Here is a 15675-nt window from a genome sequence, read left to right as displayed (position 1 = left end):
GATCTACCGGAGCAGATCGGCATATCTGTCTGCAATCAATTCATCAAGTGTTCGTTCTCTTGCAAACAGTTGCGTCGCTCTTTCTCTCCAAGTATTCACATCATTGCTTCGAACAATCGGATGAATTGTTTGCTACCGGTAACGGTATTTGTCCGCACTTCCTCGGCCACAGGCTTCATCAACCGATGCAATTCGTCAGCATAAGGAAGCAAAGGTTCTATCAATCGCAGTCGATGAATGCCGCTAATGCACACGTCATCGGTACTTTTAACGGGAGAAACTCGTCCCTATCGCGGTTTTTTACCAAAGCCGAAAGGGCGGCATACTTATAAGACACGGTGGCTGTCATTACTTATATCCGGAATTTTGCTTTAGGTTTACATTCAGTTTGCATGCCGCATCGGGAATGGGAAATACGGTGGTATAGCCGCTGCTCTCGCCATCCAACTGCGGTCGTTGGTCGTAAGACAAGGAGAATTTGCCGAACCTGATGAGGTCTTGTCGGCGCCATCCCTCCCACATCAGTTCCAACAAACGTTCGTCGAGAATATTCTTAAGCGTGGCAGAACGTGCCGGCATGCCGACTCTTGCCCGCACTCGGTTCAATTCCCTATCGCCATTTTCACCGTTACGCACCTTGGCTTCCGCCGTCATCAACAGCACATCGGCGTAACGGAACAGCACGATATCGTTATCTTGCAGCTTTCCATCCGAGTATGCAGTGCGGTCTATCTCGTACTTGCTCATACGTGCACCGGCGGTCTTTTCATATTCCGTGCCCGTCAGATCGAGCTTTACCTCCAACGGCATATACACCAACGGCTTGTCTTTGCTAAGGTAAACAACGCTTCCATCCACCCGCAGCGTGTCTGAATAGAAGTTCAAGGCGTAACGGGTGTCCACGTTTCCCGTACCATAGCCATAGGTTTCGACTGTTGAAACGGTAGCACTCGTCCCGTTTTCAGAACCCATTCCCAACATATCCCCATGCCTATAATGCCGACTTCTGAACAAATAATGGAACTGATTGGCATAGACAATCTTGTTCATCGGTATGATAAAGATGTTTTCCACACTGTTCTCATTGTGCACAGAGAAGTTTTTAGCGTAATTATCCTCAAGGGAATAGCCGGCCGAAGCTATCGAATCGGCGTAACATTCCACTGTCTGCCAAGCGTTGAGTCTACGGCCTGCCACCGTAAAATAGATATTCTTACCATCAAGTTTTGTGCCATCGGTCCAATCGTCATCGGCATATACCTCCGCATTCAGTGCGAGTTTGGCCAGTAAGAACCACACTACAGGACGGGTGATGCGCCCGTAATAAGCGCCTTCGCGGTTGCTGTGTTCGTTCGGAAGCAGCGGTGCAACAGCCTGAAACTCATCGAATACAAAACGAAAAACCTTACTCCGGCTGCTCTGTTCTATATCTTTAATAGAGGTTTCCTCGGAAACTACGAGCGGTATATTGCCGAACATATCCATAAGGTAATAATAATACATGGCCCGCACAGCACGTACTTCAGCCTCATAAGCCACCTTTTGCGCATCCGTAAGCAGCGCCTTATTCTCTTCAATACGCACCAGAGAACGGTTACAAATCACGATCACCTTATACAGATAGCCCCAAGTATCGTACAAAGAGCGGTCGGTAGACGTCCAACGGTGTAGGTATAAGTTCTGCCAGAAGCCCCCGTCGTACCAGTCGCCGCCTCTTGTAGGGAGCATAGCTTCATCGGTCGTGAACGTATTATAGTCGTACACGCCGCGATAGGTGCCCTGCAATCCCTCACTATCAGCATGCCCTCCTATATAATTATATAATGTGGACACGGCATTGATATACAGACTTTTTGCCGAAGTGTATGCCTCTGTCTCCGGTATCTGGTCTCTCGGGTGCTCATCAAGACACGATGTAAGCGACAATAACACCAATATAATGACTGCAAAATGTTTCATATTCTTAGAATTGAATGCTTAAACCGAATGAATAAGAGCGATACAAAGGATAAGAACGCTTATCGTCTATACCCAATGTATTGCTCACCACATAACTGTTGATCATAGGTGTAAGACCGCTATAGCCCGTTATCGTGGCAAGATTGTTAACGCTTAACGACAGTCGAAGCGAGCTGATATGTTTGGAATGCAGCGGAACATTCCACCCAACAGTAAGATAATCGAAGTTTAGATAGTCGCCTCTCTCCAGCCAATAATCGGTTGCAGTCTGGTCTTTGATATTCTGCGTCGGCGCTTGAACCATTACATTGTAATCCGGAAAGCTCGACATATTCATGTAAGTCAGTGCGGTTCCGTTGTATATCTTGTGCCCGAAAGCGCCGTTCATCTGCAAACTAACGTCGACATTTCTGTATCTGAAGCTGATATTCGAGCCTAACGTCAGCTTCGGAGTGGCCTGTCCGGCGATATAGCGATCACCGCCGTCTTCGATATTCACGGTTCCGTTCTTATCAAGATCTTCTATCTGATAGCGATAAGAGCCATCGTTATTCTTCACAAGTCCCGTGCAATGAGGCAAATAAAACACACCTAACGGCTGTCCTACTATCTGATACACGATGTTGTTATTACCTCCATGGAAGCCAGCTCCATTTAGAGAGCCGATACTCGTGATGTCTGCCGCCGACATATAGGCACCCTTATAGTTTCCACTCAACGATATAAGCTTGTTCTTTTGGAAACTAAGGTTCACGTTCACGTTAAGTTCCATGTCTTTTCGTTGCAAAGGAGTGAGCCCCAAACCTATTTCGAGACCGCTATTGCTCATCTCTCCTATGTTTGCAAGTAACTTGTTATAGGCATAGGGGGGCACCGGAACGTCGTAGAGATAGAGCATATCGCTCGTTTTCGAATAATAATATTCCGCTGTAAGTACAACACGATTGCCCCAGAAGCCCATATCGGCGCCGATGTTGAATGTACTACGCGTCTCCCACCTTAGGTCTGGGTTGGCATTTCTTATAGTCCCCATCGTCACGGTGGGCGTTCCGTCATGCGAAACGATACCTATCGGCCGTACAAGTTGCAGCGAATTGTAGGAACTGATACCACCGAGATTGCCCGAAGTTCCGTAACCCGTACGCAGTTTCAGCTGGCTCAACCACCGCAAAGAGCGCATGAAAGGTTCGGCTTTCGCATTCCATTCCGCCGATACAGACGGGAAGTAGCCCCACGTATTGTTCTTCCCGACCATGCTGCTGCCATCGGCTCGTGTGGTCAGAGTGAGCGAATAACGGTCTAAAAGCGTATAAGTAAAGCTGCCCATCAGCGATCCGAGTGCCGGACTTTCATAGCTCGATCCCGTTCCACCGTAGGGAATGGTGGAACCTGCGGCCAAGTTATCGTAACCGAAAAGGTTGGTCGTAAACCCTTTTACAAGCGTCCAAAAGCCCGACCGATTGCTTTTTTGATACTCACCGAGCAGGGTTGCCGCCAAATGATGCACTCCCCACGTGTGCCGGTAGTCCAAAGTAAGGTTGCCAAACCAGTCTTCTTGCTTGTGTTCTCCGCGATATGCCTGCCCTTGCGCCCACACCCATGTGGGACAGAACTGCGCATTTTCGGTCGAGACATACGTATACGAGCCGAACAACGTAAGTTTCAAATCCTTCATGACATCGAAGGTAAGTTTAAGATGCGTATTGAAATTCATGCTTTTCTCATCGTTTTTCTCACCCAACAATGCCATAGGATGGTTTATTTGCGATGCAGTCGTGTTCTTATCCCAGCCCCCCTTGGCATTCATTCCTGTAGAGAAAGTGGGATTTTGCGAGGCTGCCGAGTAGAACAGTTGCTGCACATCGAAGATATCTTTGCTGTGCATAGACGAGCCGAACACACCGAGATCTACCGTCAGCAGATTGTCGAACGCCCGCTGCGAGAGGTCTAATTTTGCCACAAAGTTATCGTATTGCACTATTTTTATTACCGTATTATGCTCCATAAAGCCAAGCGAAGCGCGATAATTGGAACTTTCCGTACCTCCGCTGAATGCCACATGGTGGTTTTGAACAAATCCGGTACGCGTAATAGATGCGGGGAAATTGGTGTCGAAACCTCCGTCGTTATAGTCTATCCCCAATGCTTTAGCGGTAGAAATATAGCCATCGCGGCGCAACATTTTCATGTTTTTGTACACCGACTCGAAACCCATGTTACCTTCGTAAGATATATGGAACTGTCCGCCATGCCCCTTCTTGGTGGCCACAACGATAACTCCCGAGGCACCGCGCGAACCGTATTGCGCCGTTTCAGCGGCATTCTTCAAGATGGTGAAGCTCTCGATATCGGCTGGATAGATGCTGCTCAGCGCAGCCAGATCGGACGATACGCCGTCGATGATTACCAGCGGATCGTTACCACCCGTAAGCGATGTGGTTCCTCTTACGCGCACACTGCTCAACATGGCCATATGTTCGGCACCGCTCGAGGCAATGTTTACACCCGCCGCCTGCCCGTTCAACGCGTCGAGCGAATTGATTACGAGCCCCTTGTTCATACGCTCCTCGGTAATTCTATCGACCGAGCCCGACCGCAAAACACCCAAAACAGAATCGGTATTCAGACTTAGATATCCCCTTTGAGCATACAAAGGAAAGGTCAAACAGAACAAAAAAGAAAAGATAAACATCCGCAATATCCTCATGGCTCACAATATTTAGGATTAGAAAACTATACAAAGATATATATATTTTCGGATATATACCAACGAAAAAAGGGAAATCTTTCCGATTTCCCTCTACATTTCAGTTCTGACAAAAGACTAATTATTTGTGCTTTTTATAATACTTCAGCCCTTCTTGCACGTTCTTGATAAGCCCACGAGAAGAGAATGTAGCGCCGCTAACTGCATCGACATCCATCTTTACAGCTTTGTTTACCGGCACACCTTCGTACTTTGCAAGCAGCTCTTTTGCACGGTTGAAGTATTTTGGAGTTTCCTTATTGGGCAACGGCTCTATCTTTGTAACCTTATTATCCGAAATAAATATCTTCACCGGAGTAGGCCCCTGAAAGCCCTTAACATTCTTGACAATGAGCTGAGTATTTACAACTGTCATGCCATCACTTTTAGAAATAACGCCATCAGAAGGCATTGCACTGACGAATAATGCCACTACCATTACGGCGATTACTGTGGCTATCATGCCGATTGTTTTCTTATCCATAACCTGTTTACCTTATTATTTATTTCGCATGCAAAGATAAATATTAATGTCGAAAGCAAGAAAATGGAGCCCTAAAATTAGCTTTTTTTGGCACAAAATACCTAATTCGAGGTAGATTTGTCAAACGACAAATAGGCATGTCAGAACAGAGAAATATTGATAACTGCAACCTTTTGAGTTTGAATAAGCTAAATCTTTACAAAGCGCATAACACCCCTTCGACAAGATACCGAAAGAAACAATGGAAATAAATAATATATCTATGAGGCATAGACTATAAGTCTGCCGTCGACACGCCGCATATATACCAATTATAGATGGTACATACAACGAAAATTCCTATCGGAAATTGGCTTTCTACAGAGCAGACATTGGGGCGAAGCACCTACCCGCCCACGATAATGACAATAACCTGCAATTCCGCAGGCGCTGTATTCTTTCCTCCCCTTTTGGTACTTATAAGAAAAAAGCACAACACAGATAGGGTTGGATGGTTAAATGTATATCACACACAGGATAGGTGCATACTCTTTACATATTATATTCACAACACGTACAAAAACAGAATATCCGCCTGCGAAACCATATATATACATGGCTCACAAGCGGGTATTCGCAATGCTCTGAACGGCAACTATACCAAATGCTCTATAAGGTCGGCACGCTCACCCGGCAGCATATCGATCACCGGAATTTCTATCATCGTGTAACATCCGGGCTGTAAACGCACGGAAGCACGAGCAACATTGACCAGTACCTGTGCGGTAAGCGCAGGGTTGTTGATACTCATGCGGAACTCGAAACGCTGGTTTTGCGTCTTTCCGCTTACCCCTTTGCGCACCAAATTCACGCCATGCCCCATATCGCGCACATCGTCTACTGACGGTACTTGGAACACATGTGTCTCGTCGTTGGCGAAATACGGATCGGCTTTGATATCTTTAGCAACATCATCCAGCCTTATACCGTCTTCAAGTTCTACATATACCATGCGTCGATGTATGCCCTCGCCCAACGGAATGGTTACCGAAAGGGCATTCTTTACGCCTTTCTTGCTGCGCACACATACGCTGTGCCCCATCGACATGCCCGGGCCGAAGTTGGTGTACGACAGACCTTTGGGCGCAAGGCTTTGCAAAAGAGTACGCACAATGCTATCCGAACCCGGATCCCATCCGGCACTTATCACGCTCACAACGCCGTTTGCCTTGCATAGAGGCATCAGCTCGTCGCGATAGGCACGAATGCCGGTATGAATGTCGTAACTGTCTACCGTATTGATACCCAAGGGCAATATTTGCTTGGCATACTCCGGACAGCTACGAGTAGGCGTAGCAAGAATAGCCACATCTACTCCCTGCAGCTCCTTAATGTCTTTCACCACTTCGTATTGTGCCAGTTCTGCAGGCTTATCTACCGCCCCTTGGCGACGCACAATACCTGCAATCTCAAAATCTTCCGATGCTTCAAGTGCCTCGATCGCATACTTTCCAATGTTTCCGTAGCCTACTACGGCCGCTCTGATTTTCTTCATATCTTGAATGTTTAATGAGTTGAATATTCTTATCGGTTGCAAATTTACACGATTATTGCGTAACATCTACCATTCGGATACATTTTTTAATCGTTTTAAAACAAGCAGGCAAAATGAAAGTTATTATTGTTAAATTCGTCTGAAATACAATAAGAGAGAGTGCAGGGCGTTATATTATCGTATATATACAAAATAAAAAACAGATCATGATAGAATATATCAGGGGCGAACTTGCAGAACTTACCCCCGCTCTGGCCGTTGTAGAAGCGGCGGAAATAGGCTATGCGCTTAACATATCGCTCAACACTTACAGTGCTATACAAGGCAAAGAAAAGGTGAAACTGTATGTTCATGAAGCATTGGTTACGGGCGGTCGCGATGACAGTTTTACGCTCTACGGCTTCGCTTCTAAACAAGAACGCGAACTCTATCGCCTTTTAATCACGGTATCTGGCGTAGGTGCCAACACTGCCCGTATGATACTCTCCACCATTTCGCCCGCCGAACTGTGCAATGTCATAGCAAATGGCGACGAAAGAATGCTGAAAGCGGTGAAAGGGATAGGCCTGCGAACGGCACAACGTATCATTGTCGACCTGAAAGACAAGATAGTTAACAGCGGTATTGCTACTGAATTCCACGTAAGCAGCGAGCCTGTAGCGATGGTAAACAACGGTATTAAAGATGAAGCAGTAAGCGCTTTGACCATGTTGGGCTTCTCTCCGGCACCGTCGGCCAAGGCTGTTACCGAAATTCTAAAAAACGATCCCGATCTTCCGGTGGAACAAGTAGTGAAGTTAGCCCTAAAACAAATTAAATAAAAGAAGAGGAATTAGGAAGGAGAGAGGAGCGATGTTTTAGGATGAAGAATAAAAGATGAGGGATGAAAGTTTTATGTTTTCATTCGTCTTTTGTCTGTTCTACATACGTTATTAATAAATGAAATCTAAGGTCCGGATATATAGTATATTGCTCATATCGTTTGCTATCAGCGTGGCAAGCTATGCCATATCCGCACCATTCTGGCAGGATAACCGTACTCGCAGGTATTCTCAACAGCGCGACACCATGCGAATAGCCGCTCAACCCATTATAGATAACGAAGATTCTATACCCGACTCGCTGCTCAACAGCCGGTGGAAAGTGCAACGAACCATACCGATTACTTTAGACGACCTTGATCAGAATGCCATGGATTTGAAACGTCCGGACAACTTAAAACAAGATGTTGTTTACAACGACACGCTAAATCGCTACATTATAGGTACTAAAATCGGCTCGTCTTACATATCTGCACCCATTATGATGACACCGGAAGAGTTCCGTAAATGGAGCGAAAAGCAGCAAATGAGCCAATATTTCCGGTCGAAAAACGATGAGATCTACAAAGCTAAAGGTAAGGAGAAGTTCGACTTTACCGACATGCACTTCGACTTGGGCCCCGCAGAAAAGATATTCGGACCGGGCGGTGTGCGCATTAAAACACAGGGAACGGCCGAATTGAAGTTCGGTGCAACAATGAAAAACATAGAGAATCCCTCTATTCCGGAGCGTAACCGTAAGACGACTTCGATGGACTTTAACGAGAAGATAAACCTGAATATGAACGGTAAAGTGGGAGATAAGGTTAATATGAACCTGAACTACAACACCGATGCGACCTTTGATTTCGACGCACAAAGCCTGAAATTGAAATATGACGGTAAGGAAGACGAGATTATAAAGCTCGTTGAAGGCGGCAATATATCATTCCCATCCAATTCATCCCTGATAAAAGGTGCCAGTTCTTTATTCGGATTACGCACCGATTTGCAGTTCGGAAAGCTGAAACTCCAACTGGTTGCCTCGCAAAAGAAGTCGTCCAACAAGAGCGTTTCATCCAAAGGAGGTGTGCAATATACACCTTTCGAGATAGATGTATCCGATTATGAGGAAAACAGACACTTCTTCTTATCGCAATATTTCCGCGACCATTACAATGCAGGCATGAGAAGTTTGCCTAATCTTACTACAGGAATTAAAATGAACCGCGTGGAGATATGGGTGACAAACAAAACCGGTACAACTACGAATACCCGCAATATCGTTGCTCTGACCGACCTCGGAGAAAATGCGAAAGTATCGAATACGCGGTGGACGCTTACCGGTCAGCCTGTACCTTCGAATGCTTCGAACTCGGAATATGCCGAAATGGTGAACGCTTACGGTACGGCACGTAACATCGACCAGACCAATTCAACGCTCGATGGAGCAGGACTTATCGGCGGTACAGATTACGAAAAACTGGAGAGCGCACGCCTTCTGAACAGTTCGGAGTATACAGTAAATACGGCTTTAGGATATATTTCGCTCAAACAGGGCCTGCAAACAGACCAAGTGCTTGCCGTGGCTTACGAATATACTTACGGCGGATTGACCTATCAAGTGGGCGAATTCGCTGCTGATCTGACCGATGTAAATCAAGCTCTTTTTGTAAAGTCGCTGAAAAATACGAGCAATAATCCCGAACAGGGTAACTGGGATTTGATGATGAAGAATGTGTATCGTCTCGGTGACAATATCGAACGTGCGAAGTTCCGCCTCGATGTAAAATTCCAAAGCGATACTGCCGGCGTATATCTTACCTATATCCCCGAACCTCAAGTTAAGAGTTATCCTCTGATAAGGGTATTGGGTGCCGATCGTCTCGATAATAACAATAAGCCTCATCCGAATGGTTATTTCGACTTCGTAGAGGGATATACCGTAAGTAATGGGCGCGTATTCTTCCCCGTAACAGAGCCTTTCGGCAAATATATCTACGACTATCTCATCGATAAAGGTGTATCTATTGACAAGGCTTCGCGCTATGCATTTACGGAACTCTATAACTCTACCAAAACTGCAGCTAAACAAATAGCCGAAAAAGACAAGTATATATTGACTGGACAGTTCAGGGGTTCCTCCGCTAATGTCATCTCTCTTGGCGCATACAACGTGCCTCAAGGTTCGGTTGTGGTTACGGCCGGCGGCGTCACCCTGCGCGAAGGCACCGACTACTCGGTAGACTACAGTGCGGGAGAAGTCACTATACTGAACCAAAGTATTATAGATGCCGGCACTAATCTGAACGTTTCATTGGAGAGTAACTCCGATTATGCGCAAGAACGCAAGACTATGTTTGGCATGAATTGGGAATATAACTTCTCTAAAAACTTCCAAATGAGCGGAACATTGCAGCATCTGTCGGAACAAGCCCTTACAACTAAGGTAAATATGGGTTCGGAACCGCTGAACAATACGCTGTGGGGAGTGAACATAAACTGGAAAAAAGAGAGCCAATGGCTCACTAATATGCTCGACAAACTGCCATTCCTACACCTTACGCAGCCTTCGAATATCTCGTTCACAGGCGAGTTTGCACAGCTTATAGCAGGCCAAAGTCACGGCACACAGGACAATGCTTCGTACCTTGATGATTTCGAAAATACCAAATCCTCGATCGATGTAAGTACCCCTACTTCATGGATCATCTCGAGCGTACCGTCCATGTTCGCCGAGCACAACGACAAAACAACGCTGGCAAGCGGCTTTAACCGCTCGTTATTGGCATGGTATAACATAGATCCGTTGTTCACCCGTCGCAGCAGTTCGCTTACCCCGGGCCACATAAAAAGCGATTTAGACCAATTATCCGACTTCTATGTGCGCGAAGTTTATGTCAGAGAGCTGTTCCCGAACCGCAACCAAAGCTCTTATAACGGCGCTACGTCTACCATACCCGTACTAAATCTCGCTTATTACCCTAACGAGCGTGGCCCTTACAATTTCAATCCCGACCTGTCAGCCGATGGTTCTTTGAATAATCCAACACAGCATTGGGGCGGCATGATGCGTAAATTAGACACGAGCGATTTCGAAACAGCGAACATAGAGTATATAGAATTCTGGATGCTTGATCCCTTCATCTACACCAAGGATGCAGGAACAGCCTCGGATTATGGAGGAGATTTCTATATTAACCTTGGCGAAGTGAGCGAGGACATTCTACATGACGGCAAGAAATTCTATGAGAGTGGCATGCCTGTAGATGGTTCCCAAGCCTACACGACGACGCAATGGGGCAAGATTCCTACCCAGTCAACAGTAACATATGCCTTTGCTACCAGTAAAGGATCGCGTGCCTTACAGGATGTGGGGTTCAATGGGCTCAACGATGAAGAGGAACGTAACTTCCCGTCTTATCAAAACTTCATCAGTTCCATACAAGGGAGAGTGAATCCGGCTGTACTCGATTCCATTCTTAAAGATCCTGCCAATGACAATTACCACTACTTCAGAGGCGCGGATTACGATGCTGTCGAGGCACCCATCCTCCGCAGATATAAATACATCAACAACCCTCAAGGCAACTCACCCGACACCGATACCCGCAGCGAAAGCTACGATACATCGTACAAGACCACGCCCGATGTAGAGGACATTAATCAAGATTACACCCTCAACGAGTACGAAAAATATTATCAATACCGCGTTTCGATACGCCCCGAAGACTTGGTCGTAGGGCATAACTTCATCGTAGACAAGCGCGATACCAAGCCTTCGCTCCGCAATGGTAAAGACCGTACCGTCACTTGGTATCAGTTCCGTATCCCTTTGGATCAGTTCGAAAGGCGCGTAGGTGCCATCTCCGACTTCACCAGCATACGTTTCATGCGCATGTTCATGACCGGTTTCAAGCACCCGATTGTGCTGCGTTTCGGCAGTCTCGATCTCGTTCGAGGCGAATGGAGAGTATATGAGCAGAACTTAGACGACTCCCCTTCAACCTCGGGGAAGATGGCCGTAAGCGCCGTAAATATAGAAGAGAACAACGATAAAACGCCGGTCAATTACGTCTTACCCCCGGGAATACGACGCGCACAAGACCCTACACAACCGCAACTTGTGGAAAGTAATGAGCAAGCATTGGACATGACACTCACCAATTTGGGAACAGGAGAAGCGAAAGCCGTATATAAGAAAACCAATTTAGACTTGCGCCAATACAAACGTTTGCAAATGTTCGTGCATGCAAATGCCATGGAACAAAACATTACGAACCTTACAGATAACCAACTGGCGGTATTTATAAGATTGGGAAGCGATTATAAGAGCAATTATTATGAGTATGAAATTCCTTTGAAACTCACCCCTCCGCGGCGTTACGACACTTATTCTTTAGCCGATTGCAAGGCGGTATGGCCGGAAGAAAACATGCTTAATATTCCGTTAGACGTATTTACCACTCTAAAAAAAGAACGTAACAAAGCCAAAGCAGAAGGGCGTGCGTCGTTCAACCGTGCCTACAGTGCCTACGATGAAAGTAAGCCCCAAAACAGAATTACCGTAAAAGGAAACCCGACACTTGGCGAAGTAAAAACCATGGTTATCGGTGTGAGGAACAAAGCAGGCGACATAAAGAGCGGCGAGGTATGGCTCAATGAGCTACGACTCAAGGAATACAACAACGAAGGAGGATGGGCTGCGCAGGGCAATCTGAACGTTCAACTGTCGGATTTCGGTACGGTCAACATGCAAGGACGTTACATGTCGAACGGTTTCGGCGGGCTTGAAGAAGGCGTAAGCCAGCGTTCTACCGACGATTACAAGAACTATAGCGTTACCGCAAACTTCGAATTGGGCAAATTCTTCCCCGACAAAGCCAAAGTAAGTGCACCACTCTACTACAGTATTACTAAGGAAGAAAAGAGCCCGAAATATAACCCGCTCGACACAGACATGAAACTCAGCGATGCCCTCGATGCCGCCGAAAGCAAATCGGCACGCGATTCGATCAGGAGCATTGCCGTAACAAAGTCTACAAATACTAACTTCTCACTATCGAATGTACGTGTAGGAATACAGACAAAGCGCCACCCTATGCCCTACGATCCGGCAAACTTTTCGTTTTCTTACGCCCACTCGCACCGATACACGAGCGGTAAAACCACGGTATATGAGAAAGAAGACAACTGGAGAGGTTCACTCAATTACAGCTGGACACCCGTTTACAAGCCGTTGGAGCCTTTCAAAAAAATAAAAAACCGTTCGAAATGGTTCGATATACTAAAGCGGTTCGGACTCAACTGGTTACCGCAAAACGTGGCATTCAATACAGAGATTACCCGTAACTATTATGAATTGCAGGAACGGGATATGGAAAGTACGGACAATTCTAAACTTCCTTTGACTTTTAACCAGCAGTTTCTTTGGAATAGAGATTTTACCTTGCGCTGGGATATCACGAAGAATATCCACATGAATTTCCAAAGTGCCACCCATGCAGAGATAGAAGAGCCCTACACACCCGTCAATAAAGACCTCTATCCCGACCGATATCAGGCTTGGAAAGACTCTGTTTGGAACAGTATTAAACATTTCGGAACACCGTTAGATTATAACCAATCTTTCTCTCTTTCTTACCAGTTGCCGCTTAATTTGTTACCTCTATTCGACTGGATCAATGCAGATGCCAACTACACAGCCGTATACAACTGGGTAAGAGGCACCGATCTCGAAGACGGAACATCGCTCGGAAATACCATAGCCAACAACCGCAGTCTGAATATCAACGGCACGTTCAACTTAGAGAGGATGTACAATCACATCCCGTTCCTCAAGGCTGTCAACGACAGGTTTAACAAACCGCTGAACCGCAATGCCAATACAAATCGTAAACAAGTACAGAAACAAAAGCCCATCAAAACCAAAAACGAAAAAGACAATAATGAAAAAGAGGCAAAAGATAGTAAAGCCGAGCAACAGAAAAAGGCACTCCCCAAAAACAAAAACAGTTTTGAGCAGGAAATAACGCTCATGCCCGACACTACTATCACCGTGAGCCACGGCAAAAGAAGCAAACGCCTTATCATTTCGGCAAGAACACCCGAAGGCAGAATATTTAAGTTAAAATACCGCAAGATCGACCAAAACAGCATACGCATCAAGAATAAAGTAGACTCAGCCCTTAAACTTAAGATTACTGTATTGCCCAAAGAACCGCTCGAAAACAAGAGCTGGTATCGCACGGCACAAACCGTAGCACGACTGCTTATGATGGCTCGCAACGTCAGCATATCCTATCGCAACCAATACTCTATGTCGTTGCCGGGCTTCATGCCTACCATCGGCGACGCTTTCGGGCAGACACGCGGTGCCGGAGTTCTATCTCCGGGCCTCGACTTTGCATTCGGTCTTACCGGCGATTCTTATATAAACAAGGCACGCGAACATAATTGGTTACTGCAAAACGACTCTGTTGCCACCCCTGCCACCACCAACAAGACCGAAGACTTGCAGATAAGAATGACCTTAGAACCCATAAGAAACCTTAAAATAGACCTGAATGCAAGCCGTACACAAACTATAGCAAAGAGCATACAATATATGTACGCCGGCAATCCAACCACGCAGAGCGGCACCTTTACCATGACTACAATTTCGTTAAGAAGCGCTTTCGAAGGCATAGGCAATGCAAACAACGGCTTTCACAGCAGTTCCTTCATCCGCTTTTGCAACTCTCTCGATGGCTTCCGCGACCGTGTAGAAGCCTTATATGCCGGTTCTATCTACCCTGCAGGTACATCTCTCGCCGGCAGACCGTTCAATCCGGCCAACGGAACCGTGAACAAATACAGCGCAGATGTAATGATTCCCGCATTCATCTCCACCTATACGAGCATGTCGGGCAAATCGCTAAGCCTCTTCCCCGCCCTCTCTCGTTTACTTCCCAATTGGACTCTGCGCTACAGCGGATTATCTTCGTTGCCGTGGTTCCGCGATGTTTTCAAGAGCGTAAACATCAACCATTCCTATAAGAGTATCTTTGCCATTGGCTCGTACAACACGTTCAGTACTTTTCAAGAATACATGAACGGGCTCGGTTTCATAACAGATGCCACAACAGGCAACCCTACGCCCAACAGTATGTATAACATTTCGGCGGTTAGTATTAACGAGGCGTTCTCGCCGCTTCTCGGTATAGACCTCACATTCAACAACAACTTAACCACTAAAATAGAGTATCGCACCACACGGGTGCTCAGCTTGAGCACCACGAGCATACAGATCAACGAGGCTGTAAGCCGCGATTGGGTGATCGGACTGGCCTACAAACTCAACGATTTCAACCTTTTCGGCATGGGTAGTTCGCGACGTATCAAGTCGAAAGCGAGGAATAAACAACCTCAACAGAACCAAACTCAAAGCACATCTACACGCAACAACAGCAATCCCAACCACGATTTAAACCTACGTCTCGACATCAGTTACCGACGTCAGGCAAGTATCAGCCGCGACATTGCCTCGATGACGAGCGCTGCAAGCAGCGGAAACACAGCCTTCAAGCTTAGTTTCATGGCCGATTACACACTGTCCAGAATGCTCACCATGAGTTTCTATTACGACCATCAAACCAACACACCGCTTCTGTCAAGCAACAGTTATCCTACTACAACCCGCGACTTCGGATTGAGTCTTAAGTTTTCACTTACGAGATAAGCTAATAATAAGCAACTTCCCCGCTCTCTATCTTCTTCCTCCCCTCTCTCTGTAGGAAGAGAGCAAGTTTTGCGAAAGCCGATATAACATATAGCATATCACCCCATTCTCATCCGTCCGATCGAAAAAGAGAAACTTACTGAAACAGATATTTCTATAAGGTAATTCTGTTAAATGTATGATTTACGCCCTACAGGCACACTATCTATTTTTGATAAATAAACAGTATAATCAAATTGTAGGAGATTAAAAAAGTTAAGTTCCCATATATGTATCATTAAAACAGTACATTCTTCAAAAACTCAGACAAACAAAAATTCTGCAACACATACATCTAACATTCATCGTTATTCATTCATCACTTATCCTAACTCCCCTTATCTTCCATCTCAAACATATACCACAATCGTGGTATGCAGAATGCCCTATTTG

General features: G+C 46.0%; 7 protein-coding genes and 1 pseudogene. 2 read left to right on the top strand and 6 right to left on the bottom strand.

Features of this window, described 5'->3' with window-relative positions; genetic code table 11:
* Window positions 1-95: 95 nt before the first annotated feature.
* The 6 genes from BN3912_RS12590 to BN3912_RS08335 all read right to left on the bottom strand — a co-directional run bounded on the left by BN3912_RS12590 (window position 96) and on the right by BN3912_RS08335 (window position 6723).
* Window positions 96-224, bottom strand: a complete 129-nt coding sequence (locus BN3912_RS12590; RefSeq protein WP_262502680.1) for a hypothetical protein — start codon at window positions 222-224, stop codon at window positions 96-98.
* Window positions 221-349, bottom strand: coding sequence for a hypothetical protein (locus tag BN3912_RS12585; RefSeq protein ID WP_023983746.1), 129 nt, complete (start codon window positions 347-349; stop codon window positions 221-223). Before BN3912_RS12585 ends, BN3912_RS12590 begins: the two co-directional genes overlap by 4 nt.
* Window positions 349-1959, bottom strand: coding sequence for a RagB/SusD family nutrient uptake outer membrane protein (locus tag BN3912_RS08350; protein WP_023983747.1), 1611 nt, complete (start codon window positions 1957-1959; stop codon window positions 349-351). Before BN3912_RS08350 ends, BN3912_RS12585 begins: the two co-directional genes overlap by 1 nt.
* 4 nt (window positions 1960-1963) lie before the next feature.
* Complete coding sequence (locus tag BN3912_RS08345) at window positions 1964-4666, bottom strand: SusC/RagA family TonB-linked outer membrane protein (RefSeq protein WP_023983748.1); 2703 nt, start codon at window positions 4664-4666, stop codon at window positions 1964-1966.
* Between the two features lie 121 nt (window positions 4667-4787).
* On the bottom strand, window positions 4788-5189 hold the full coding sequence (locus tag BN3912_RS08340) for an FMN-binding protein (RefSeq protein WP_023983749.1): 402 nt from the start codon (window positions 5187-5189) through the stop codon (window positions 4788-4790).
* Between the two features lie 634 nt (window positions 5190-5823).
* Window positions 5824-6723, bottom strand: a complete 900-nt coding sequence (locus tag BN3912_RS08335) for a diaminopimelate dehydrogenase (protein ID WP_023983750.1) — start codon at window positions 6721-6723, stop codon at window positions 5824-5826.
* A gap of 206 nt (window positions 6724-6929) precedes the next feature.
* Between BN3912_RS08335 and ruvA the strand changes: the two genes are divergently transcribed.
* Together ruvA and sov are read left to right on the top strand one after the other, a co-directional pair.
* Complete coding sequence (gene ruvA / locus BN3912_RS08330) at window positions 6930-7544, top strand: Holliday junction branch migration protein RuvA (protein WP_023983751.1); 615 nt, start codon at window positions 6930-6932, stop codon at window positions 7542-7544.
* Window positions 7545-7833: 289 nt separating this feature from the next.
* A pseudogene (sov, locus tag BN3912_RS08325) lies at window positions 7834-15243 on the top strand (T9SS outer membrane translocon Sov/SprA); the annotation flags it as partial.
* Between the last annotated feature and the right edge of the window lie 432 nt (window positions 15244-15675).

This window comes from Prevotella phocaeensis, assembly GCF_900065875.1.
Classification (GTDB): domain Bacteria; phylum Bacteroidota; class Bacteroidia; order Bacteroidales; family Bacteroidaceae; genus Prevotella; species Prevotella phocaeensis.
The sequence above is the reverse complement of the archived record's forward strand: the minus strand, read 5'-3'. Positions and strand labels throughout refer to the sequence as shown.